Here is a 20,334-nt window from a genome sequence, read left to right as displayed (position 1 = left end):
CTAGTTCGGACACCCCTCCCACCTGCATGAATTCCGACATATCGCCCGCGAAAAAAGTTCAAAAAAAGAGGGCCACTCCCCGTGGGGAGTGGCCCTCTTCGTTACTACTCGCGAAGAGCAGCGGGAAAACCGTCTTACTTGATGACGATCTTTGCGCCGGCAGCTTCGAGCTTTTCCTTGGCAGCCTCTGCGGCGTCCTTGGCAACCTTCTCGAGGATGGCCTTCGGAGCGCTCTCGACGAGGTCCTTGGCTTCCTTCAGGCCGAGGCCGGAAACGACCTCACGGACGACCTTGATGACCTGGATCTTCTTGTCGCCAGCCGACTCGAGGACGACGTCGAACTCGTCCTGCTCTTCAGCAGCTTCTGCGCCGGCAGCCGGTGCGCCTGCAGCGGCGACGGCGACGGGAGCAGCAGCGGTGACCTCGAAGGTCTCCTCGAATGCCTTAACGAACTCCGAGAGCTCGAGGAGGGTGAGCTCCTTGAACTGGTCCAACAACTCTTCGGTGCTGAGCTTCGCCATTGTGGCGGTCCTTCCTGTAAGTCCCATGTCGCTGATCCGCGACCGGGCGGGGTTATAGCAGTGATGCGCGGGTGCGGATCAGCTTTCGGCTTCGGCCTCGGCCGGAGCCTCGGTGGCAGCCTCTGCGGGGGCCTCTGCGGCTCCGCCTTCTGCGGCCTTCTTCTCCTGCAGTGCAGCAGCCAAACGGGCAAACTGCGAAGCGGGAGCATTGAACAGGCCTGCGGCCTTTGCCAAGTTGCCCTTCATCGCGCCGGCAAGCTTTGCCAACAGGATTTCGCGGGATTCGAGATCCGCGATCTTGTTGACCTCTTCCACGGACAGCGCAGCGCCGTCCATGTAGCCGCCCTTGATGATGAGCGCCTTGTTGTCCTTAGCGAAGTTCTTCAGAGCCTTCGCAGCGTCGACCGGTTCGCCCTTGATGAATGCAATGGCGGTCGGACCAACGAACAGGTCATCAAGGCCCTCGATGCCAGCCTCTGCGGCGGCACGCTTGACCAGGGTGTTCTTGGCGACGGAGTAGGTGGCACCTTCTCCGAGAGCGCGTCGCAGTGTCGTGATGTTGCCAACCGAAAGGCCACGGTATTCCGTGACCACAGCGGCGGTCGAACCCTTGAACTGCTCGGTGATTTCCGCAACTGCGGAAACCTTCTCAGGCTTTGCCATACTTCGCCTCCTCTCGTGAGCGTCGTTGTCCCACTCAGGAACCGCTGCACCTCATCGGGGATGAACCCGAGAAGACACAACCCGCGACATGCAAAACGCCCCGGCGCAAGCGCACGGGGCGTACAGAGGAAACATGAAGAAGAGGCTTACGAATCAGCGTAACGATGCAACGCAAAGCAGTGCATAACCAGGCAAACTGTAGAACCACTACATCAAGCTATCCCCCTACCTCGTTCACCTACGTGGGCCGCCGGGCACTCCCGGACTTTCAACCACACTCATCACTGAGCGCAATCACCAACGGTCTTGGGTAGAACATGATTTTGGGGTGAAGTTCATATCCAGCACTGAACTCCGCGTCGAAGACTACCTGACTGCTCGCTGCATAACCAAATCGGGTTCGTCACGCGCCTATAGCCCTGGCGATCTTGTGCTCGATCTCCGCCTGAGCGCGATCCGGCAAGACAAGGAGTCCGTCGAGTTCCTTGTGTGCCTTCCTGTACGCGCTCTGACGTTCCTGCGGCGTCGCGCCCTCGTCCATGGCCAGTCGCAACAGACGCTGCGCTCGTACCAGACGCTCTTGTTCGACGAGGGTGAAGCCGCTGCGTCGGCGGCGTTTGGCTTCCGCTTCCGCGATTTCGAAGGCGATCGCGTAAGCGTGCACCGACTCGCGGTACTCGGTTTGTGCCTGCTCGTTACCGATCATCGTCGCCGGATTGCCTGGTCGGAGGAGATCGGCACGATATTTGGCTCGATGAAAATCGGCGGTCAATGGCTCGCGCATGTCCGTCATCATCGGGGTGTCGAGCAGCGTGACCGGGTCGAGCTCGTACGAGAACCATCTTGCGTCGATTTCGTCGTGCTGTTCGACGGCTTTCGCCAGCTCGCGACGCTGTGTGTCCTCGTCGGCGTGATGTTGTGCGTTGGCTTGGGCGATGGCGACCTTGGTCTGCTGTTTGAGCCGGAAACGCTCCTGCCGGCGCTCGATCCGCCTTTCGTTGGCAACCGCGACACCTTTCAGCGCCCCACCGATGGTGCCGCCGAAAACGAACAGCAGCCACCAGAAATTTCCGAGGAACTGGAACGCTTCGTGCATACACCCGATGATGCCACCGCTAGATCGATACCACCGCTGGACCGATACCACCGGCAGGGATCACCCTCTCCCGAAACAGACAAGAAGGCCGGCAGGGAGTGATCCCTGCCGGCCTTCTTGTTCGTATGCGGACTGCTTACGCGTCTGCAGCATCCTCGAGGAGGTTGCGAGTACGGTTCGGATCCACCGGGATGCCCGGACCGGTGGTGGTCGAGACCGTGATCTTCTTCACGTAGCGGCCCTTGGCCGACGAGGGCTTCGCACGCAGGATCTCGTCCAGGGCTGCGCCGTAGTTCTCCACCAGCTTCTCATCGTCGAACGATGCCTTGCCGATGACGAAGTGCAGGTTGGCCTGCTTGTCGACGCGGAAGTTGATCTTTCCGCCCTTGATGTCGTTGACAGCCTTGGTGACATCCGCCGTGACGGTGCCCGTCTTCGGGTTCGGCATCAGGCCACGCGGTCCGAGGACACGGGCGATGCGGCCGACCTTGGCCATCTGATCAGGAGTCGCGATTGCGGCGTCGAAATCGACCCATCCACCCTGGATGCGCTCGATCAGGTCTTCTGCACCGACTACGTCAGCGCCTGCAGCCTCTGCTTCTGCTGCCTTCTCGCCAACAGCGAACACGATGACGCGAGCGGTCTTACCGGTGCCGTGGGGCAGGTTGACCGTTCCGCGGACCATCTGGTCAGCCTTACGGGGGTCGACGCCCAGACGAACTGCAACCTCAACGGTTGCATCCATCTTGGTGGACGACGTCTCCTTGGCGAGCTTTGCAGCCTGAAGCGGGCTGTAGAGCTTGTCTGCGTCGATCTTCTCAGCGGCGGCGAGGTACGCCTTGCTGCGCTTTGCCATTTGTTCTGTCCTTACTTATCACTGCAGTGAGTTACTTGGTGCAGTGGTGAATGGTTCAGTTGTGGTCGGGGCCTGGCCGGCCCTCCCACGTAATGCTGTGGAGCGGGCTACTAGCCCTGGACCGTGATGCCCATGGAGCGAGCGGTGCCGGCGATGATCTTCGCGGCCTGCTCGATGTCATTGGCATTGAGGTCTTCAGCCTTGGTCTTCGCGATTTCGCGCACCTGATCCATGGTCACCGAAGCAACCTTGGTCTTGTGCGGTTCGCCGGAGCCCTTGGCGACGCCGGCTGCCTTGAGGAGCAGCTTGGCGGCGGGAGGGGTCTTCAGCTTGAAATCGAAGGTCCGGTCTTCGTAGACCGAGATCTCGACCGGCACAACGTTGCCGCGCTGGGACTCAGTCGCCGCGTTGTAGGCCTTGCAGAACTCCATGATGTTCACGCCGTGCTGACCGAGCGCGGGACCCACGGGAGGTGCAGGGTTAGCCTGACCTGCCTGGATCTGCAGCTTGATGAGCCCGGCGAGCTTCTTCTTCTTTGGGGGCATCTCTAGTTCCTAGTTTCTAGCTTGGGTGTGTGTCTTGCGTCGAACAAATTGCAAGTTTTGGGGTGGTCAGATCTTCGCGACCTGGTTGAAGTTGAGCTCAACCGGGGTTTCACGACCGAAGATCGACACGAGAACCTTGAGCTTCTGCTGCTCGCCGTTGACCTCGCTGATGCTGGCCGGAAGGGTTGCGAACGGACCGTCCATGACGGTGACCGACTCGCCGACCTCGAAGTCGACCTCGATGAGGGGCTTGCCGAAGGACTCGGACGGTGCCTCGCCTGCTGCGACGGCGGCCGCTGCAGCCTGCTGCTTCTTCTGCTCCTGCTGCGGGAGCAGGAACTTGACGACCTCGTTGAGGGTCAGCGGCGAGGGACGCGACGTGGCACCGACAAAACCGGTGACACCAGGCGTGTTGCGCACTGCGCCCCACGACTCGTCGTTGAGCTCCATGCGAACGAGGATGTATCCGGGCAGAACCTTGCGGTTGACCTGCTTGCGCTGGCCGTTCTTGATCTCGGTGACCTCTTCGGTGGGAACTTCCACCTGGAAGATGTAGTCACCGACGTCGAGGTTCTGAACGCGAGTCTCGAGGTTGGTCTTGACCTTGTTCTCGTAACCGGCGTACGAGTGGATGACGTACCAGTCACCCGGGGCGCGGCGCAGCGCAGCCTTGAGTTCGGCAACGGGATCCTCGACCTCGAGTTCGGCGGCGGGAGCGGCCTCGTCGGAGTTCTCGGCATCGTCGGAGATGACGTCCTCGGTCGCTGCAGCGTCTGCATCAGTGCCTTCGGCAACGTCTGCATCGGTGCCTTCGGCAACCACGACGTCTACTTCGGCTGCCGCCTCGGCAGAAACACGCTCTTCGGCCAAAGCCTCATTCGTGTCGTTCTCGGGGGTGCTCACTGGGGCACTCGCTTCCTCTCGTTACTCGGACCCGGGTCGGGTCTTGTCGCGCTCGCAGGCAAAGACGCCCGACTGCTACGGCGATCAGCCGAACAGCCAGGTGACACCCTTGATCACAGCGATATCGACGCCGCTGATGAAAGCGACCATGAAGACCACGAACGTCAGCACGACGCTGGTGTAGGTGATCATCTGCTTGCGGTTCGGCCAGATGACCTTACGGAGTTCTGCGATGACCTCGCGGAAGAATTTGCGCAGGCGCTTGAAGATGTTGTCTTTCTTCGCCTTGGGCTTCTTGCCGGGGTTCGTTGCAGTCGGCTTGGCCGATGATGTCCGGGATGCCGTCCGTGCCGGAGTCTTCACGGTGGACGCGCTGACCGAGGCGCCGCGTGCAGCGCGCTTGCCGGTCGGCTTGTTGGAAACCCCACTGGATGCGGAGGGGGCCTCGTCGGCACCGTCCTTGTCCAGCGACAGATCGGAACGCGTAGTCGCGTCAGCTGCAGTGTCGTCGACACCGGTCGAATCGGCAGACGGTGAAGTCTCCGCATCCGAAGTGTCGGCGTCGCGCTTGGCGCGCTCCTCGCTCACGTCGTTCCTCTCAGTCGCTGGCATCCGGGGGCAGGGGCGACAGGACTTGAACCTGCAACCTGCGGTTTTGGAGACCGCTGCTCTGCCAGTTGAGCTACGCCCCTTTGGTTGACCTCGACAGGTAGACCCTGCCTGAATCAACCGTTCTGCGATCACACAACATACGCGCTACCCGAGGTGAATGCCTTGCAACATTCAGGGCAGCGCGCAGCGCTGAGGAATCCCAGAAATCTCAGTGTACTTCAAAGCCCCGGAACAAACACAATCCGCCCTGCGATCAGGCTAGACGGACCGTGGCAGTGGCACGACCGAAGATCTTCTTACCTTCGGACTTGGCCACGATTGCCAGTACTGCGGTCTTGCTTTCTTCGTCGACCGACTTCACCTTGGCGGTGAAATCGATCTCGGCAGCCTTGTCGGCCGCCACGATGACCGGGCTCGTGAACCGTACGTTGTACTCGGTCACTGCGCCCGGATCTCCCAGCCATTCGGTGACGTAACCGGCACCGATGCCCATGGAGAGCATGCCGTGCGCAACCACGTCCGGCAAGCCGGCAAGTCGTGCAACCTCGTCGCTGAAGTGAATCGGGTTCGGATCTCCCGAGACACCGGCATAGTTGGCGAGGTTTCCGCGTGTCAGAGTCACGGACTTCTCGGGGAGAAGTTCGCCGACACTCACGTCGGAGAATTTACGAAGCGACATGCATCATCACGTCCTTGACTGCGTGGGCGATGTTCTCGTCCACTTCCCCACCGGTTCGAGCGACAAGCGTTGTCCACGTGGTGACAACTGCCTCGTCGTTCTGATCGGTGATGATGTTCTTGGTCACGATGATGTCGCTACCTGCGGCCTGCCTGAACGAATCCAGGAAGACATCGCAGAAGAGTCGGTCACCGACCTGCATGGGCTTGTGCAGCACCAAACGCTGATCGGTCTGAAGAATCTGACTCAAGTCGTAGCCAGTGACGATCTCTTCGAACAGACGTCGCTGAGCAATGGCACCCACGATTGCGACAAAAGTGATGGGAGCGATCAGACCGTCGTATCCGAGGCCTTTGGCTGCCGACTCGTCGTAGTGCGCGGGATGCGCGTCCTGGACGGCGCGAGCGAACTCGCGCACCTTCTCGCGTCCGACCTCGTAGAAGTCTTCGACACGATAGTGATGACCGACCATCTGGACGGCATGAGCGGCCGGGTCCGTAGGGACCTCGGCCGCTGCCTGGTTCTCTTGCAAATCTGTCACGCGGTGAGACTCTCTTCTAGCTAGGACCCGAAGACGCAGGCCCGGAGAGGGTCTTCCGCGAAAATCGTCGTCCGGTTAAGGACTTACTACTTCGACTCGCGGTGCGACTGGTGGGTTCCGCAGTTGGGGCAGAACTTCTTGAGCTCCAGGCGATCGGGGTCGTTGCGCCGATTCTTCTTGGTGATGTAGTTGCGGTGCTTGCATACCTCGCAGGCCAAGGTGATCTTGGGCCGAACGTCGGTCGAGGAGGCCACGGGATGCCTTCTTTCGGGTGTATCTGATTACGAGCAATCAGGGTGGATCATGCATATTGTGTAGCGGTGACCGGACTTGAACCGGCGACGCAACGATTATGAGTCGTTTGCTCTACCAACTGAGCTACACCGCCTCGGTGTCGAGTGTCGCGCGGAAAGCACGGCACCACAATCCAGCGAGCCCCCTAACGGAATCGAACCGTTGACCTTTTCCTTACCATGGAAACGCTCTACCGACTGAGCTAAGGGGGCGTGGCTCAGGAGTGCGTTGCCGCTCTCTTGAAGCCTCCGAAAGATTACACACGAACGAGCGCCAGCACCAAATCCGCTGGTCATCGGGGCAAAAATGGTGCCGGAGCCCATTCTTGCACCGATCGGGGCCTGTGGCGAGGGCTTTGCGAGAACCAACTTGGCCCCGCACTCCCCCGGAGTCCTCCCCGAGCCGCAGCAGGTACGCGTCACCTGCCATCCGTCGACATCGGAACAAGCACAAAAAAGTCAGCCCCGATTCTCAGAAAGAGAATCGGGGCTGACTTGGTGTGGCAGATGTAGGATTCGAACCTACGTAGGCATAAGCCGACGGATTTACAGTCCGCTCCCATTGGCCGCTCGGGCAATCTGCCGTGCTTGCACCAGGCTTCGATCCGGCGCATTCGCAAGTATATCGCGACGTGCGGCGGCCGAAAACGGCTTCCTCGGTGCGGTGAGAAGAATACAACGAACACACCCCCATTTTGCAAACCGGGTGGTAACGGGCGGTGCCGACCCGATAACGTCGAGGTGTCCACCGGTATGGAAGGTGGGCGGAACTCGATGTTCGTGAACTACCGGAAAGCGGGAGTGTGAAGTGGCTGATTCGTCCTTCGACGTGGTGAGCAAAGTAGACCGTCAAGAGGTGGACAACGCTCTGCATCAGGCTGCCAAGGAGTTGACCACGCGTTTCGACTTCCGAAACACGGGAGCGTCGATCGAGTGGTCTGGTGAAGAGACGATCACGTTGAACGCCGACACCGAGGAGCGACTGCTGGCCGCCCTCGACGTGTTCAAGGAGAAGCTGATCCGTCGTGACATCTCACTGAAGGCATTCGATGCCGGCGAGCCGGCGCAGTCCGGAAAGATCTACAAGCTGTCCGGAACCTTGGTCCAGGGCATCACCAGCGAGAACGCGAAGAAGATCACCAAGAAGATCCGCGACGAGGGTCCCAAGGGCGTCAAGGCGCAGATCCAGGGTGAAGAGCTTCGGGTGAGCAGCAAGAAGCGCGACGACCTCCAGGGTGTCATCTCCCTGCTCAAGGGTGAGGACTTCGGGATCGCCCTGCAGTTCGTGAACTACCGGTAGTAGGGGCTGCGCCCCTGTGCGCGGTTAAGGAGTCCTGGGACTACCTGACCGCGCACAGGGGCCGAAGGCCCTACATCCCCGCCATCTTCTCCAACCGCTCGATCCGGTCCGCCATGGGCGGATGCGTCGAGAACAGCTTGCTCACCTTGTCCCCCGCTCTGAAGGGGTTGGCGATCATCAGGTGGGACTGCGCCGCGAGCTTGGGCTCAGGCGGCAACGGCGCGGCTGCGACGCCAGACTCGAGCTTGCGCAGCGCCGACGCCAACGCCAGCGGGTCACCGGTGAGCTCGGCTCCCGATTGATCCGCCTGGTACTCGCGAGAGCGCGAGACGGCCAGCTTGACCACGGTTGCCGCGATCGGTCCCAGCAGGGAGACGAGCAGCAGCGCGATCGGATTGCTTCCCTGCCCGTTCCCTCGGCCACCGAAGATGCTCGCGTACATGGCGAAGTTGGCCAGGCCCGAGATGACGCTGGCCATCGCGCCGGCCACGGACGAGATCAAAATGTCCCGGTTGTAGACGTGAGAGAGTTCGTGCCCGAGCACGGCACGCAGTTCGCGTTCGTTCAGGATCTGCATGATGCCGCTGGTCACGCACACCGCGGCGTGCCGAGGGCTACGACCGGTGGCAAACGCGTTCGGGGCGTTCGTGGGGCTGATGTACAGCCTGGGCATCGGTTGGTGCGCCGTCGTGGCGAGTTCGCGCACGATCCGGTAGATCGCCGGTGCCTCGACCTCGGTGATGGGCTGGGCGCGCATCGATCGAAGCGCCAGCTTGTCGCTGTTGAAGTACACGTATGCATTCATGCCGACGGCAAAGAGTACGGATCCCCACAGAAGCATCGGGCTGTTGAACAGCGAGCCGATGAAGACGATCAGCGCCGACATCCCCACCAACAACCCGAATGTCTTCGCACCGTTCGCGTAGCCGTGCAAACCGCTCACCTCTTGCCTCGCCGGAGCCGAAGGCTCACCCGAACTCCCCGGCGTGTGCACCGGTTCTGTTCAGTCAACGAAGGACAGGGCCATCAGGGTTCCCACCCAGAGCTCGTCGGGGTTTCCCCCCGGAAGCCCCGATTCGTCGAGGTGTCAGCCGACTCGTTCGATCGTGTAGTCCACGAGACGAACCAGCGCTTCGTTTGCAGGCCCCTGGGGCAGTTCGGCCAACTGAGCCTTGGCCGCGACGGCGTACTCGCCCAGCTTTGCCTTCGCCTTGACCATGCCCGGCGAACGCTCGAGCAGTTCGAGGGCTTCTTCTACCAGGGCGTCTTCGGTTACCGGACCCGCGAGCAGCTCGCGCAGACGATCTGCGTCGGCCCCTTCTTCGCGGAATGCGTACAGGACGGGCAGGGTGTGGACGCCCTCACGCAGGTCGGTGCCGGGCGTCTTGCCGGACTGCGCCGAGACGGACGAGATGTCGATGATGTCGTCGGAGATCTGGAACGCGGTGCCGACGGCATCACCCAGGCGCTCGAGGCGCTCGATGTGAGCTGCGTCGGCGCCGGAGAAGGTGCCGCCGAAGCGTCCCGAGGCAGCGATCAGCGAACCGGTCTTCTCCCACACGACCTTGAGGTAGTGCTCGACCGGATCCTGCTCCTTCTTGACGCCGATCGTCTCGCGCATCTGGCCGGTGACCAGCTCGGCGAAGGTTTCGGCGATGATCCGAACTGCTTCGGGTCCGAGCGTCGACACCAGTCGTGATGCGTGCGCGAACAGATAGTCGCCGGCCAGGATCGCCACGCTGTTTCCCCAGCGGGCATTGGCGCTGGGTGCCCCGCGGCGCATGGACGCCTCGTCCATGACGTCGTCGTGATAGAGCGTCGCGAGGTGAACGAGTTCGGTGACGGTCGCTGCGGTGATGATCGACGGATCGTTCGGCACCGGTCCGAGCTGCGCGGTCAGGATCGTGAACAACGGACGGAAGCGCTTTCCACCGGCCCGCGCGAGGTGCAGCGCGGCCTCGGTGAGGAAGTCTTCGCCGTCGGACAGCTCGCTGACCAACAACTCCTCGACATCGGAGAGTCCACCACGCACTACTGCGGCGAGCTGTTCGTCGCCCAGGTCGATGCCTGCAACGACGGTGCTCGATGCGGTTGCGTCGGCAGCAGTCTTTTCGGTGCTCACGATGTCAGTACCCATTCCTGTCGTCAGTGACGGCTCGGTTCCCACGGTAGTGAACCTAGCGGTTCGCACTCGGGACGGCCTCGCCACGGTGGCGATCGCGAGCCTGGGAAGATGTGAGTGTGTCCGTAGAAGAGCAGTCCCCCGTCGTCGATTCGCTTCCGACCGAAACCGACATTGTGGTCATCGGCGCAGGTCCCGCGGGTTCTTCGGCCGCGGCATGGGCCGCCCGCAGCGGCCGAGACGTCGTTCTGGTGGACGCTGCCGTCTTCCCGCGAGACAAGACTTGTGGTGATGGACTCACTCCGCGCGCCGTAGCCGAACTGGATCTCCTCGGCCTCGGCGAGTGGGTTCGGTCACATACGACGAACAAGGGCCTGCGGTTGTCCGGCTTCGGACAAGAACTCGAACTCGAGTGGCCAGGAACGTCGTTTCCACCGATCGGCAGCGCCATCCCCCGCACCGAACTCGACGACGCCATTCGCCGGTGCGCCGTCGAATCCGGCGCGGTCATGGTCGAGGGCACTAAAGCAGTGGACGTCGAACTCGACGGTGATCGAGTAGCCGCCGTCGTACTCGCCGGCCCCTCGGGACGCAGCACCCTTCGTTGTCGGACGCTGATCATCGCCGACGGTGTTCGCTCGACGCTCGGCAAGAAGCTGGGACGGCAGTGGCACCGGGACACCGCGTACGGCGTCGCCGCACGCGCGTATGTCGCAACGCCGCGCAGCGCCGATCCGTGGATCACCTCGCATCTGGAACTGCGGGACGGTGAGGGCACGTTGCAGGCGGGGTACGGCTGGATCTTCCCGCTCGGTACCGGCGAGGTGAACATCGGCGTCGGGACACTGGCGACGTCCAAGCGTCCGGCACCAGGTGCCCTGCGACCCTTGCTCGACCTCTACACCGATCAGCGCCGAAGCGAGTGGCAGTGGAGCAGCGAAATACATTCCGTCGCTTCGGCTTTGCTACCCATGGGCGGCGCCGTCTCCAACATCGCCGGACGCAACTGGGCCGTGATCGGTGACGCCGCAGCGTGCGTGAACCCGCTCAACGGTGAGGGCATCGACTACGGCCTCGAAGGCGGACGCTTGGTGGTCGAAGCGCTCGGCGCCGACGATCTGACGCAGCTGTGGCCGATCGTGCTGCGGGAGCATTACGGGCAGGCGTTCTCGGTCGCGCGCCGACTCGCAGGACTGCTGACGGTTCCGCAGTTCCTGCCCGCGTCGGGTCCGATTGCGATGCGCTCACGGGCACTGATGACGGTCGCCGTTCGGGTGATGGGAAACCTCGTCACCGACGCCGACGCCGATCTGACAGCGAAGGCATGGCGCGCGTCAGGGGCCGCGTCGAGAAAGATCGACTCCCGACCGCTGTTCGGTTGAGCAACTGCTGTGCGCCTTTGTTAACCGCCGGGGGTTAATAAAGGCGCACAGCAGTCAGGCAGTGGCGTAATGCAGCGCCACGATGCCGCCGGTGAGGTTGCGCCACTTGACGTTCTTCCACCCGGCGGCCTCGATCTTGCGGGCCAGCTCTTCCTGGGTCGGCCAGGCGCGGATCGATTCGGCGAGGTAGACGTAGGCGTCGGGGTTGCTGCTGACAGTGCGTGCGACCTGCGGGAGCGCCTTCATGAGGTACTCCATGTAGACCGTGCGGAACGGCCCGAAGACGGGCGTCGAGAACTCGCTGACGACGAGGCGTCCGCCCGGCTTGGTGACCCGGGCGATCTCGCGAAGTCCGGCCTCGAAGTCGGAGACGTTGCGCAGGCCGAAGGAAATCGTCGCGGCATCGAAAACGTTGTCGGCGTACGGCAGGTACATCGCGTCACCTGCGACCATCGGAACTTTGCGCGAGATTCCCGCCTTGAGCATTCCCTTGGAGAAGTCGGTGGCGACGCACCAGGCCCCGGAGCGCCCCAGTTCGACGGTCGAGACACCGGTTCCGGCAGCGAGGTCGAGCACCTTCTCTCCCGGCTTCAGGTCGAGGGCTTCGCGGGTGGCCTTGCGCCAACCCTTGTCCTGGCCGAAGGACAGCACGGTGTTGGTGAGGTCGTACCGCTCCGCGACGTCGTCGAACATCGACGCGACTTCGTGCGGTTGCTTCTCGAGAGTTGCTCGGGTTCCGTGTGTAGTGGCCACACCCGAAACGCTACCAACCCTCGGGCAGCGAGGGCGTTCAGGCTGCTCTGGCACCCGTTCGCCGCCTGAGGCCCTGCACGTCCTCGTAGTGACGGAGCAGCTCTTCGCAGATGGCCGGCCAGGTGCGGTGCAGCACCGAGCGCCTCGCTGCGGAGCCGAACTGCACTCGCAGATCACGCTGGCGAAGTGCGTCGACAGCGCTGGGCAGGAGTTCGGTAAACCTGTCCGTCGGCAGGAGGTAGCCGTTGCGGCAATGCGAGATCAGGTCACGCGGGCCACCGGCGTCCGGGCCGACGACGGGCACACCGCTCGCGAGCGCTTCCTGAACCGCCTGGCAGAAGGTCTCGTGCTCGCCGGGGTGAACGAACACGTCCAGGCTGGCGTAAGCGTCAGCAAGCGCGGTACCGCCGAGTTGTCCGGTGAAGATCGCGTCCGGCATCAGTCGCTGCAGATTCTGGCGGTCCGGGCCGTCTCCGACGACGACGATCTGCACACTGGGATCGCCGGCCAGCGCCGCCAATCGTTCGACGTGCTTTTCGGGCGCGAGGCGACCGACGAAGCCGACCACCAACCTGTCGCTGTCACCGATCCAGGACTGCCGCAAAGCCGAGCTACGACGCGAAGGCGCGAATCGTTGTGCGTCGACGCCGCGGGCCCACCGGTGCACGCGCGGAATGCCGTGCTCTTCGAGCGCGTCGACCGCCGAGGTGGACGGCGCGAGTGTCCTGTTGCAGCTCTTGTGGATTCGACGGGTCCACGCCCATGCGGCGCGACTGGTGACGCCGAGACCGTAGCTTTCGGCGAATCCAGCGACATCGGTCTGATAAACCGCGACGGTGGGGATTCCGAGGCGTTTGGCGACGGCGACTCCCCCGGCACCGAGCAGGAACGGTGACGCCAGATGTACGACGTCGGGCGCGAAGGTCCGCACGGCCGTCGTCAGACGTGGTTGTGGCAGGCCGACGGGGAGTGAACTGACTTTGGGCACCATGACGGCGGGCACCCGAACCACCTGAACGCCTTCGTGTTCGGTGGCGGCGGAGGTGTCGGATCCGACGGTGTCCGGCGCGATGACCATGGCGTCGTGGCCAGTGCGATCGAGGTGTTCGAGCACGCGTAGTACCGAGTTGGTGACGCCGTTCATGTTGGGCAGGAATGACTCCGCAACGATGGCTACTCTCACACCGAGAACGGTGACAGGGCCAGGAAAAGTCCACGTCATGTTCGTGTGAAGTTCGGGCGAAGCGCGAACTAACTCGAGGCGACCGGCGCCGAACCCGCTGCCTGTGCTTCCCGCTTGCGCAGGTACCAGATCGACGGTCCAGCCAGGAGCCACGTCACGACGATCACGGATCCGGCCGGGATCAGCGCCACCGTCGCATTGCGTCCCGCCACCCGGACCAAATCGGGGTCGGCCTTGGAGTACTCGACCTCGATACGTTGTCCCACAGTCAGATTGGTGGGGTAGAGCACGCCGAGTTCGGGGTTGTGATTTGCGCCGTCCGGTGTCACGAAGCTGATCGCCGACCGAAGCGAGCCTGCCGAGAGCACCTCGGCAGTTGCGGTCCCCATGTTCGATTCGATGGTCCGATCGTTGCGCCAGGCACCGAGGACGAGGATGACCGCGAGCACCGAAATGCCGACGGCAACCACCAGCACGCCGATGCGGAAGCGACGCAGAACTGTTTGCGTCACAGCTGTGCCCGCACGGAAGCGTGGAGTTCGCGCAGCCCACTGCGATCTGTCGCGACCTCGAGAACACGGATGCCGTTGGCTGGTTGCGCCAGCGTCGTGGCCAAGGCGTCGACAGTGACAGCTGCGTGTGGCACGCGGTACGCCGCACAGAGCGCGGCCAGGTCCATGCCGTGCGGAGTTCCGAAGACTCGCTCGAAGACTCCGGCGTACTGCGGGTCGCCTTGTTCGAGGAGCTCGAAGATGCCGCCGCCGTCGTCGTTGGCGACGACGATGGTGAGGTCGCTCGGCCTCGGCTCACCGGTCCCGATCAGCAGTCCGGAAGCGTCGTGCAGGAATGTCAGGTCGCCCATGAGAGCGACGGTCCGGCCACCGTCGTACGCCAACGCGGCACCGACCGCCGCCGAGACGGTGCCGTCGATACCTGCGACACCGCGGTTGGACAGCACCCGCACTGCGGGCTTGGGGTAACTCACGAGGGCCGCGTCGCGAACGGGATTGGACGCGCCGAGCAGAAGCTGGTCACCGTCCACCAGCGCATCCATCACGGCCGCTGCGACGTGCAGGCCGGTCGCCTTCGGGTGGGCGTCGAGTTGCTTACGCACGGCAGTTTCGGCGTGTTCGGTCAGCGCGGCGCACCGAGCGATCCATGCGGGATCTGGCGTTCCGGTGACCACTGCCCTGGTACCGGTGGCGAGTACGTTGCCGGACACGTCGGGCCAGCGCGGCCCGGTTGTCAGCGCGTAGACGTCGACGCTCGGGTCGGCCAACACCTTCGAGACCTGGCGATGCAGCGTCGGGCGGCCGGTGATGATCGCCTGCTTGGGCTTGAGTTGAGAGAGAGCGAGTGGATGCAGCGCGATCCCGTGCATCGGAGCCGTCGGCTCGGCCACCGTCGGCAGGCCGGCCAGCTCGGGCCGAAGTGCACTGCCGTGTCCGGAGATGACCACCGTGTCCGCGGTGAGGTCCAGATCGACCGGAACGTCGAGCGTCGCGTTCTGCGTGGTGGTCCAGGCCGCACCGCCGGGACGGCCTTCCGGAACCGGTCCCTGGACGTGCACGTCCGGCACCAGCGGCTCACGCAGCGGGATGTCGAAATGCACGGGGCCCGCGTTTCCGGATCGGGTTCCGCGGGCAGCGGCGAGCACACGGCAGACTGCCGAGCGCCACTGGCTGTTCTGCGTCGAATCGTCCTCGGCCAGGCCCAGGCTGATGGTTGCGCGGACCTGACTGCCGAAGAGCCCGAGCTGTTCGACGGTCTGGTTGGCGCCGGTGCCGAGCATCTCGTACGGCCGGTTCGCGCTCAGGACGACGAGCGGCACTCGCGCGTAGTTGGCCTCGAGGACAGCGGGTCCGAGGTTGGCGACGGCGGTCCCGGAGGTCATCACGATGGGGACCGGTCGTTTCCCGGCGATTGCCAGTCCGAGTGCCAGAAAGCCTGCGGTCCGCTCGTCGATCCGCATGTGCAGACGCAACCGGCCGTCGAGGTCGGCAGCCTGTAGGGCAAATGCGAGGGGCGCGTTGCGAGAGCCTGGACACAGCACGACTTCACGCACGCCACCACGAACCAGTTCGTCGACGACGGCTGTGGCTTGTGCAGTGGACGGATTCACGCCTTCAAGAGTGTCAGATGTTCGGGCGCAAGCATGCCCAGGGTCGGGGACAGCGGCATTATGAGTGGGTGCGCACACTCTTCGATCCAGCCGAGCTCGAACCCCGCCGGTTCTACCAGTTACTCACCGCTTCGGTGGTCCCCCGGCCGATTGCGTGGGTGTCCACGGTGTCGGCCGACGGCGTCGGCAATCTGGCTCCGTACAGCTTCTTCACCGTGGCCAGTTCGGCGCCGCCGATCGTGCAGTTCACGTCGGTCGGGCGCAAGGACAGTCTGCGCAACATCGAAGCGACCGGCGAATTCGTCGTCAATCTCGCGACGGCTCCGCTCGCGGACGTCGTGAACGCCAGTTCGGCTTTCTACGACGCCGATGCCGACGAATTTCTCGAGCTCGGTATCGCGAGTGAGCCGAGTGAGCGGGTTCGACCGGTCCGGGTCGCCGACTCCCCGATCGCCATCGAATGCACGCTTCACCAGGTCATCGAGGTCGGTAATTCGTTTGTCGTGATGGGAAACGTGGTCGCGGTCGCTGTGCGTCCCGAGGCCGTGGCCGACGACGGGCTACCGGACTTCGCGGCGATAGCGCCGATGAGTCGACTGGGCCGAGCGCAGTGGGGCCTTCCGCCCGAAGTCGTCGAAAAGGACAGACCCACCACTCCACCGCGAGGCTAAATCAGGTTAGGGTTACCTGATTAGGTACGAGTAACAGATAATCAGGGAGCAACCAGTCATGGCCAAGCGCGCCAAGTTCGTGAAACCGGCCTCACGCAGCATCGTGTCGGCGCAGGTCGTGGCGAACAAGCGAATCAGCCCCAGCTTCATCCGAGTGACCATTGCGGGCGAGGAACTGTCCACCATCGCACCGATGGGTGCAGATCAGTGGTTCCGCATGTTCATCCCGCAACTCGGTCAGAGTGAACTCCGGTTGCCGAGCGCGGCAAGCAATCTCTGGTACGCGCAGTATCTGTTGATGTCCAAGGACACGCGACCTATCGTGCGCAACTACACGATTCGCGCCTATCGTGCGGCCGGATCAGGCCTCTTCGGCGAGACCACGGAGATCGACATCGACTTCGCTTACCACGGGGACATCGGCCCGGCATCCGCGTGGGCGGACACCGCGTCGGCCGGCGACAAGGTCGCCCTCCTCGACGAGGGGTGCATCTACAACCCCACTCCCGAGGCCACGTGGCAACTGCTCGTCGGCGACGAGAGTGCGCTTCCCGCGATCATCGGCATTCTGGAAACCGCGCCCGCAGACCTGCGTGCCGAGGTCTTCGTCGAGATTCCGAACATCGAAGACAAGCAAGACATTCCGGAGCTGGCGAACGTCAATGTTCATTGGCTCGTTCGCGAGGACGAACACGCTACACCGGGTGTACTGACCCTCGAGACCGTCCGCGATGCCAAACTGCCCGAGGGGCCGTCGTACACGTTTGTCGCCGGCGAACAGGCACTTACCACCGGGCTGCGTCGGCATCTGGTGAACGACAGGAAGTTCGCCAAAACCGACATCACCTTCACCGGCTTCTGGCGCCACGGCCATTCGGCTCACTGACAAACGCACCGAAAACGACGAGTGGCCCGGGAGAAACTCCCGGGCCACTCGTTGTTTTACGTTCGCTTAGGCAGCGTGCTTCTGGATCAGCTCGCCCAGACGGGGCAGAGCTGCAGTCACATGCTTCTTGGCCGAACCGCGCAGCTTCGAGTACATCGACTTGACGACGGCCTTGTCGCTGCCGTCGATACGCTCGTCCGTCACCTCGAGGAGGGAATCGGCAACCGCGTCACCGCGGGCGCTGATGAAATCGGCGAAGCTACCTTCGCCGGAAGCCGAGAAGTCCTGCCAGTACGGCTCGAGCTTTGCCACGAAAGCCGGCAGAAGCGCGGTGACGGCGTCCGGCACGATGGACGGGCTCACCTTCTTGACCGCGCCGTAGCCACCCTTGAGAGCCAGCCCTGAGGCCCCCGACTTATCCGAAACCTCTGCGTCGATCAAGGTCTGCACGTCCGCGACGACCGCGGGAACCCGTGATTCCTCGAGCAGGGTTTCGTTCAGAGCTGCAACCACTTTCGATCCCTTCATTCTTCACTGATGTTCATCAGGTCGGGCCCGAGACTATACGAAATTCGGCAGGTCCTTACCGCCGAGTATCCGATGGCAGCGCCGAGCACGATCCAGCCACCAGTCGCGCCGGTCCGCCGGCGCGGCCAGCGTCTCGAGTAGAACGGGGTCGGGCTCGACCGCGCCAACGGACAAAGCGCCGTCGACGGCTGCCCCGGTGACCGCGACATCCCGGACGAACAGGCCGCCGGTGCCGAGGCCGCAGGCAAACGGAAGCGAAGGCAAGGCTGCCGCGGCAGCCAGCCCCGCTGACATCCCCACAGCCGTGTCCAGCGCACTCGAGACCACCACCGGCACCCCGTAGTCCGCCAGCTGCGCCGACAGCGCCACCACAGCACGCATTCCACCCAGTGGCGGCACCTTCACGACGGCTACGTCCGCTCCCCCGGCTCGTACGACGCGCAGCGGGTCCTCGGCGCGGCGAATGCTCTCGTCAGCAGCGATCCGCACACCGGTCCTCGCGGCGCGAACCCTGACCAGTTCCTCGACGCTGGCACACGGCTGCTCGGCGTATTCGAGGTCACCGTCCTCGGTGATCGCACGCAAAGCCGTGATCGCCTCGTCCACACTCCAACCGCCGTTGGCGTCGACGCGCACGTTCGGGATGTGCCGACGGACCTCGTTCACCCGTGCGACGTCCTGCGCCAGAGACTGCCCCTTCTCGGCGACCTTGACCTTGGCGGTCCGGGCCCCGGGGAAGCGCTCCAACAATTCCGGAACGGCAGACGCGTCGATCGCCGGCACGGTCGCGTTGACGGGAACTGCGTCACGAAGCGCCGGCGGCGGACCCAGCCACGCCGCTTCGATACCCGCGAGCAGCCACTGCGACGCCTCGTCGTCGTCGTACTCGACGAACGGGGCGAATTCTCCCCACCCGGCCTGGCCGCGAACGAGCAGCGCCTCACGAGTCGTGATGCCGCGAAAGCGAACTCGCATCGGCAGCGCGAGCACCACGGCGTCCGCGATCAGATCGTCGAACGAGGGGAACATGTCAGGGCTGTCCCGGAAGCAGTTCGATCATGAGCGCCTCACCGTCGGCGAGGAGCTTGCCGTCGAGATCGGTCAGGCGCGCGCTGACAAAAGTCTTGCGACCCTCGACCCGATCCACCTGCCCCTCGATCACCAGTTGTTGATTGAGCGGAGTGATGGCGCGGTAGTTGATGTGGAGGTAGCCGGTGCGGGAGATCGGACGGCCACCCGCGTGGACCGTCATCCCGAAGACGTCGTCGAAAAGCAGGGGCAATACGCCGCCGTGAGCGGCACCGTTGCCGCCCAGGTGGTAGCGACGGAAGACACCGGTACTGCGGACTCCTTCGGTGTCGAACTTCTCGACCATCCACGGAAGCATGAGGAGGCTGCCGCGACCGGGCAGTTGAATGTTGGAACCCGCGGGCGACTTGCCTTCCGGGACCTCGTACGGCGTCAACCGATCGGCAAGCTCCTCGGCCTGCGTGGCGATGTCGGCGAGTACGTCGTCGGGCACGTTGGTCGAGACCGCAAGGTCCTGCAACCTGCGCATCGCTTCGACGAAACGGCCGAAGTCCGGACCTGCGGGAGTGTGCCGGAACCGTGGAAATCCGCCCCGCTTCTCACCGTCTGTGACGATCTCCGTGCCGTCTGCGGTTTGTTCGCTCATGACCTGCACGTTAGCGCGCCCGGGAACGTGTTCTACCTCAGGTATCCGTTAGACGCGCGAGGCGTGCCTCTATCGTGGCTCAGGTGACCTTCAACCCGCAGCTCTGGCGCCCTGTCCCCGGATTCGAGAACCTCACCGACATCACCTACCACCGGCACGTCAGCCAAGGCACCGTTCGCGTTGCCTTCGACCGACCGGAAGTACGTAATGCGTTCCGCCCGCACACCGTCGACGAGTTGTACCGGGCCCTCGATCACGCCCGCATGACCTCCGACGTGGGAGCGGTGCTGCTTACCGGCAACGGACCGAGCGAGAAGGACGGCGGCTGGGCGTTCTGCTCGGGCGGCGACCAGCGCATCCGTGGCCGCAACGGCTACCAGTATGCCGAAGGTGAAACAGCGGACACCGTCGACAAGGCACGCGCGGGACGCCTGCACATCCTCGAGGTTCAGCGCCTGATCCGCTTCATGCCGAAGGTAGTCATCTGCCTGGTCAACGGCTGGGCTGCGGGCGGCGGCCACAGCCTGCACGTGGTGTGCGACCTGACGCTCGCGAGCCGCGAGCATGCTCGCTTCAAGCAGACCGACGCCGACGTCGGAAGCTTCGACGGCGGTTACGGCAGCGCCTACCTGGCAAAGATGGTGGGCCAGAAGTTCGCCCGCGAAATCTTCTTCCTGGGTGAGACGTACACCGCCGAGGAAATGCATCAGATGGGCGCCGTCAACAAGGTTGTCGACCACGCGGAACTCGAGAACGTCGCGATCGACTGGGCCGGCAAGATCAACGGCAAGTCGCCGCAGGCGCAGCGGATGCTCAAGTACGCGTTCAACCTGCAGGACGACGGGTTGGTCGGTCAGCAGTTGTTCGCCGGTGAGGCAACACGTTTGGCGTACATGACCGACGAGGCCGTCGAGGGTCGTGACTCGTTCCTCGAGAAGCGCGATCCCGATTGGTCACCATATCCCTGGTACTTCTGAGACAGTAGGTGTGAGACGGGAGGCCG

The 20,334-nt window shown here is 63.5% G+C and carries 24 protein-coding genes and 4 tRNA genes; 5 read left to right on the top strand and 23 right to left on the bottom strand.

Features of this window, described 5'->3' with window-relative positions:
• Positions 1-134 precede the first annotated feature (134 nt).
• From rplL to ACFWAD_RS24785, 14 genes are all read right to left on the bottom strand, one after another.
• Positions 135-521 (bottom strand): 50S ribosomal protein L7/L12, encoded by a 387-nt coding sequence (rplL, locus tag ACFWAD_RS24850; RefSeq protein ID WP_003941857.1) that lies wholly within the window; start codon positions 519-521, stop codon positions 135-137.
• A gap of 78 nt (positions 522-599) precedes the next feature.
• Positions 600-1,184 (bottom strand): 50S ribosomal protein L10, encoded by a 585-nt coding sequence (rplJ, locus tag ACFWAD_RS24845; protein ID WP_378447180.1) that lies wholly within the window; start codon positions 1,182-1,184, stop codon positions 600-602.
• A gap of 403 nt (positions 1,185-1,587) precedes the next feature.
• Positions 1,588-2,280, bottom strand: coding sequence for a hypothetical protein (locus ACFWAD_RS24840; protein WP_378548652.1), 693 nt, complete (start codon positions 2,278-2,280; stop codon positions 1,588-1,590).
• Positions 2,281-2,416: 136 nt separating this feature from the next.
• Entirely contained in the window at positions 2,417-3,136 is a 720-nt protein-coding gene (rplA, locus tag ACFWAD_RS24835) for a 50S ribosomal protein L1 (RefSeq protein ID WP_003941982.1), read from the bottom strand.
• A 110-nt stretch (positions 3,137-3,246) separates the two neighbouring features.
• The gene (gene rplK / locus ACFWAD_RS24830) at positions 3,247-3,681 is read right to left on the bottom strand and encodes a 50S ribosomal protein L11 (RefSeq protein ID WP_003941896.1); all 435 of its coding nucleotides are present in this window, start codon (positions 3,679-3,681) and stop codon (positions 3,247-3,249) included.
• A gap of 66 nt (positions 3,682-3,747) precedes the next feature.
• Positions 3,748-4,584 (bottom strand): transcription termination/antitermination protein NusG, encoded by an 837-nt coding sequence (nusG, locus tag ACFWAD_RS24825; RefSeq protein ID WP_003942049.1) that lies wholly within the window; start codon positions 4,582-4,584, stop codon positions 3,748-3,750.
• Positions 4,585-4,668: 84 nt separating this feature from the next.
• Positions 4,669-5,172 carry a preprotein translocase subunit SecE gene (gene secE / locus ACFWAD_RS24820; protein ID WP_378537637.1) on the bottom strand — a complete coding sequence of 168 codons (504 nt, stop codon included), beginning with the start codon at positions 5,170-5,172 and terminating at the stop codon, positions 4,669-4,671.
• Positions 5,173-5,203: 31 nt separating this feature from the next.
• Positions 5,204-5,276: transfer RNA gene (locus tag ACFWAD_RS24815), tRNA-Trp, on the bottom strand.
• A gap of 173 nt (positions 5,277-5,449) precedes the next feature.
• The gene (hadB, locus tag ACFWAD_RS24810) at positions 5,450-5,875 is read right to left on the bottom strand and encodes a (3R)-hydroxyacyl-ACP dehydratase subunit HadB (protein WP_230812146.1); all 426 of its coding nucleotides are present in this window, start codon (positions 5,873-5,875) and stop codon (positions 5,450-5,452) included.
• Positions 5,862-6,416 carry a (3R)-hydroxyacyl-ACP dehydratase subunit HadA gene (gene hadA / locus ACFWAD_RS24805; RefSeq protein WP_019744315.1) on the bottom strand — a complete coding sequence of 185 codons (555 nt, stop codon included), beginning with the start codon at positions 6,414-6,416 and terminating at the stop codon, positions 5,862-5,864. Before hadA ends, hadB begins: the two co-directional genes overlap by 14 nt.
• Positions 6,417-6,502: 86 nt before the next feature.
• Positions 6,503-6,670, bottom strand: coding sequence for a 50S ribosomal protein L33 (gene rpmG, locus ACFWAD_RS24800; protein ID WP_003941903.1), 168 nt, complete (start codon positions 6,668-6,670; stop codon positions 6,503-6,505).
• Positions 6,671-6,731: 61 nt separating this feature from the next.
• A tRNA-Met gene (locus ACFWAD_RS24795) sits at positions 6,732-6,804 on the bottom strand.
• Between the two features lie 45 nt (positions 6,805-6,849).
• Positions 6,850-6,922 (bottom strand) — tRNA-Thr (locus ACFWAD_RS24790).
• A gap of 288 nt (positions 6,923-7,210) precedes the next feature.
• Positions 7,211-7,293, bottom strand: a tRNA-Tyr gene (locus ACFWAD_RS24785).
• A 224-nt stretch (positions 7,294-7,517) separates the two neighbouring features.
• Here ACFWAD_RS24785 and ACFWAD_RS24780 point away from each other — a divergent pair.
• Entirely contained in the window at positions 7,518-8,009 is a 492-nt protein-coding gene (locus ACFWAD_RS24780; protein WP_283305038.1) for a YajQ family cyclic di-GMP-binding protein, read from the top strand.
• A gap of 70 nt (positions 8,010-8,079) precedes the next feature.
• Here the strand turns inward: ACFWAD_RS24780 and htpX are convergent, their stop codons facing one another.
• Both htpX and ACFWAD_RS24770 read right to left on the bottom strand, forming a co-directional pair.
• Entirely contained in the window at positions 8,080-8,943 is an 864-nt protein-coding gene (gene htpX / locus ACFWAD_RS24775) for a zinc metalloprotease HtpX (protein ID WP_378548842.1), read from the bottom strand.
• 153 nt (positions 8,944-9,096) lie between these two features.
• Positions 9,097-10,146, bottom strand: a complete 1,050-nt coding sequence (locus tag ACFWAD_RS24770; RefSeq protein WP_037129929.1) for a polyprenyl synthetase family protein — start codon at positions 10,144-10,146, stop codon at positions 9,097-9,099.
• 104 nt (positions 10,147-10,250) lie between these two features.
• Here ACFWAD_RS24770 and ACFWAD_RS24765 point away from each other — a divergent pair, with 104 nt between their 5' ends.
• Positions 10,251-11,513 (top strand): geranylgeranyl reductase family protein, encoded by a 1,263-nt coding sequence (locus tag ACFWAD_RS24765; protein ID WP_378548840.1) that lies wholly within the window; start codon positions 10,251-10,253, stop codon positions 11,511-11,513.
• Between the two features lie 54 nt (positions 11,514-11,567).
• Here the strand turns inward: ACFWAD_RS24765 and ACFWAD_RS24760 are convergent, their stop codons facing one another.
• From ACFWAD_RS24760 to menD, 4 genes are all read right to left on the bottom strand, one after another.
• Positions 11,568-12,266, bottom strand: coding sequence for a demethylmenaquinone methyltransferase (locus ACFWAD_RS24760; RefSeq protein ID WP_003941879.1), 699 nt, complete (start codon positions 12,264-12,266; stop codon positions 11,568-11,570).
• A gap of 37 nt (positions 12,267-12,303) precedes the next feature.
• Positions 12,304-13,449, bottom strand: a complete 1,146-nt coding sequence (locus tag ACFWAD_RS24755; protein WP_378548650.1) for a glycosyltransferase family 4 protein — start codon at positions 13,447-13,449, stop codon at positions 12,304-12,306.
• A gap of 68 nt (positions 13,450-13,517) precedes the next feature.
• The gene (locus tag ACFWAD_RS24750; RefSeq protein WP_378537630.1) at positions 13,518-13,961 is read right to left on the bottom strand and encodes a DUF3592 domain-containing protein; all 444 of its coding nucleotides are present in this window, start codon (positions 13,959-13,961) and stop codon (positions 13,518-13,520) included.
• Positions 13,958-15,571, bottom strand: coding sequence for a 2-succinyl-5-enolpyruvyl-6-hydroxy-3-cyclohexene-1-carboxylic-acid synthase (gene menD, locus ACFWAD_RS24745; RefSeq protein WP_378537627.1), 1,614 nt, complete (start codon positions 15,569-15,571; stop codon positions 13,958-13,960). The genes ACFWAD_RS24750 and menD overlap by 4 nt, the downstream gene beginning before the upstream one ends.
• Positions 15,572-15,639: 68 nt before the next feature.
• Here menD and ACFWAD_RS24740 point away from each other — a divergent pair, with 68 nt between their 5' ends.
• Both ACFWAD_RS24740 and ACFWAD_RS24735 read left to right on the top strand, forming a co-directional pair.
• Positions 15,640-16,242: a flavin reductase family protein gene (locus ACFWAD_RS24740; RefSeq protein WP_378548648.1), complete on the top strand. Its 603-nt coding sequence runs from the start codon at positions 15,640-15,642 to the stop codon at positions 16,240-16,242.
• 58 nt (positions 16,243-16,300) lie between these two features.
• Complete coding sequence (locus ACFWAD_RS24735; protein ID WP_378548646.1) at positions 16,301-17,128, top strand: siderophore-interacting protein; 828 nt, start codon at positions 16,301-16,303, stop codon at positions 17,126-17,128.
• 66 nt (positions 17,129-17,194) lie between these two features.
• Here ACFWAD_RS24735 and ACFWAD_RS24730 read toward each other — a convergent pair whose 3' ends face one another.
• From ACFWAD_RS24730 to ACFWAD_RS24720, 3 genes are read right to left on the bottom strand one after another with little or no spacing between them, the layout of a single operon-like run.
• Positions 17,195-17,641 (bottom strand): DUF6918 family protein, encoded by a 447-nt coding sequence (locus ACFWAD_RS24730; protein WP_378447170.1) that lies wholly within the window; start codon positions 17,639-17,641, stop codon positions 17,195-17,197.
• Between the two features lie 48 nt (positions 17,642-17,689).
• Positions 17,690-18,685 carry an o-succinylbenzoate synthase gene (locus ACFWAD_RS24725; protein WP_378548644.1) on the bottom strand — a complete coding sequence of 332 codons (996 nt, stop codon included), beginning with the start codon at positions 18,683-18,685 and terminating at the stop codon, positions 17,690-17,692.
• A 1-nt stretch (position 18,686) separates the two neighbouring features.
• Positions 18,687-19,331 carry a PaaI family thioesterase gene (locus ACFWAD_RS24720; protein WP_037129937.1) on the bottom strand — a complete coding sequence of 215 codons (645 nt, stop codon included), beginning with the start codon at positions 19,329-19,331 and terminating at the stop codon, positions 18,687-18,689.
• A gap of 83 nt (positions 19,332-19,414) precedes the next feature.
• Between ACFWAD_RS24720 and ACFWAD_RS24715 the strand changes: the two genes are divergently transcribed.
• Positions 19,415-20,308: a 1,4-dihydroxy-2-naphthoyl-CoA synthase gene (locus tag ACFWAD_RS24715; protein ID WP_378537616.1), complete on the top strand. Its 894-nt coding sequence runs from the start codon at positions 19,415-19,417 to the stop codon at positions 20,306-20,308.
• Positions 20,309-20,334: the final 26 nt, after the last annotated feature.

Source organism: Rhodococcus sp. NPDC059969 (genome assembly GCF_042738325.1).
In the GTDB taxonomy this organism is placed as follows: domain Bacteria; phylum Actinomycetota; class Actinomycetes; order Mycobacteriales; family Mycobacteriaceae; genus Rhodococcus_F.
This window is presented reverse-complemented; position numbering and strand designations above follow the sequence as displayed.

Coding starts and splice junctions, on each gene's coding strand:
- rplL (WP_003941857.1), bottom strand. CDS start 521: ATGGCGAAGCTCAGCACCGAAGAGTTGTTGGACCAGTTCAAGGAGCTC.
- rplJ (WP_378447180.1), bottom strand. CDS start 1,184: ATGGCAAAGCCTGAGAAGGTTTCCGCAGTTGCGGAAATCACCGAGCAG.
- ACFWAD_RS24840 (WP_378548652.1), bottom strand. CDS start 2,280: ATGCACGAAGCGTTCCAGTTCCTCGGAAATTTCTGGTGGCTGCTGTTC.
- rplA (WP_003941982.1), bottom strand. CDS start 3,136: ATGGCAAAGCGCAGCAAGGCGTACCTCGCCGCCGCTGAGAAGATCGAC.
- rplK (WP_003941896.1), bottom strand. CDS start 3,681: ATGCCCCCAAAGAAGAAGAAGCTCGCCGGGCTCATCAAGCTGCAGATC.
- hadB (WP_230812146.1), bottom strand. CDS start 5,875: ATGTCGCTTCGTAAATTCTCCGACGTGAGTGTCGGCGAACTTCTCCCC.
- ACFWAD_RS24770 (WP_037129929.1), bottom strand. CDS start 10,146: ATGGGTACTGACATCGTGAGCACCGAAAAGACTGCTGCCGACGCAACC.
- ACFWAD_RS24735 (WP_378548646.1), top strand. CDS start 16,301: ATGGCCAAGCGCGCCAAGTTCGTGAAACCGGCCTCACGCAGCATCGTG.
- ACFWAD_RS24725 (WP_378548644.1), bottom strand. CDS start 18,685: ATGTTCCCCTCGTTCGACGATCTGATCGCGGACGCCGTGGTGCTCGCG.
- ACFWAD_RS24720 (WP_037129937.1), bottom strand. CDS start 19,331: ATGAGCGAACAAACCGCAGACGGCACGGAGATCGTCACAGACGGTGAG.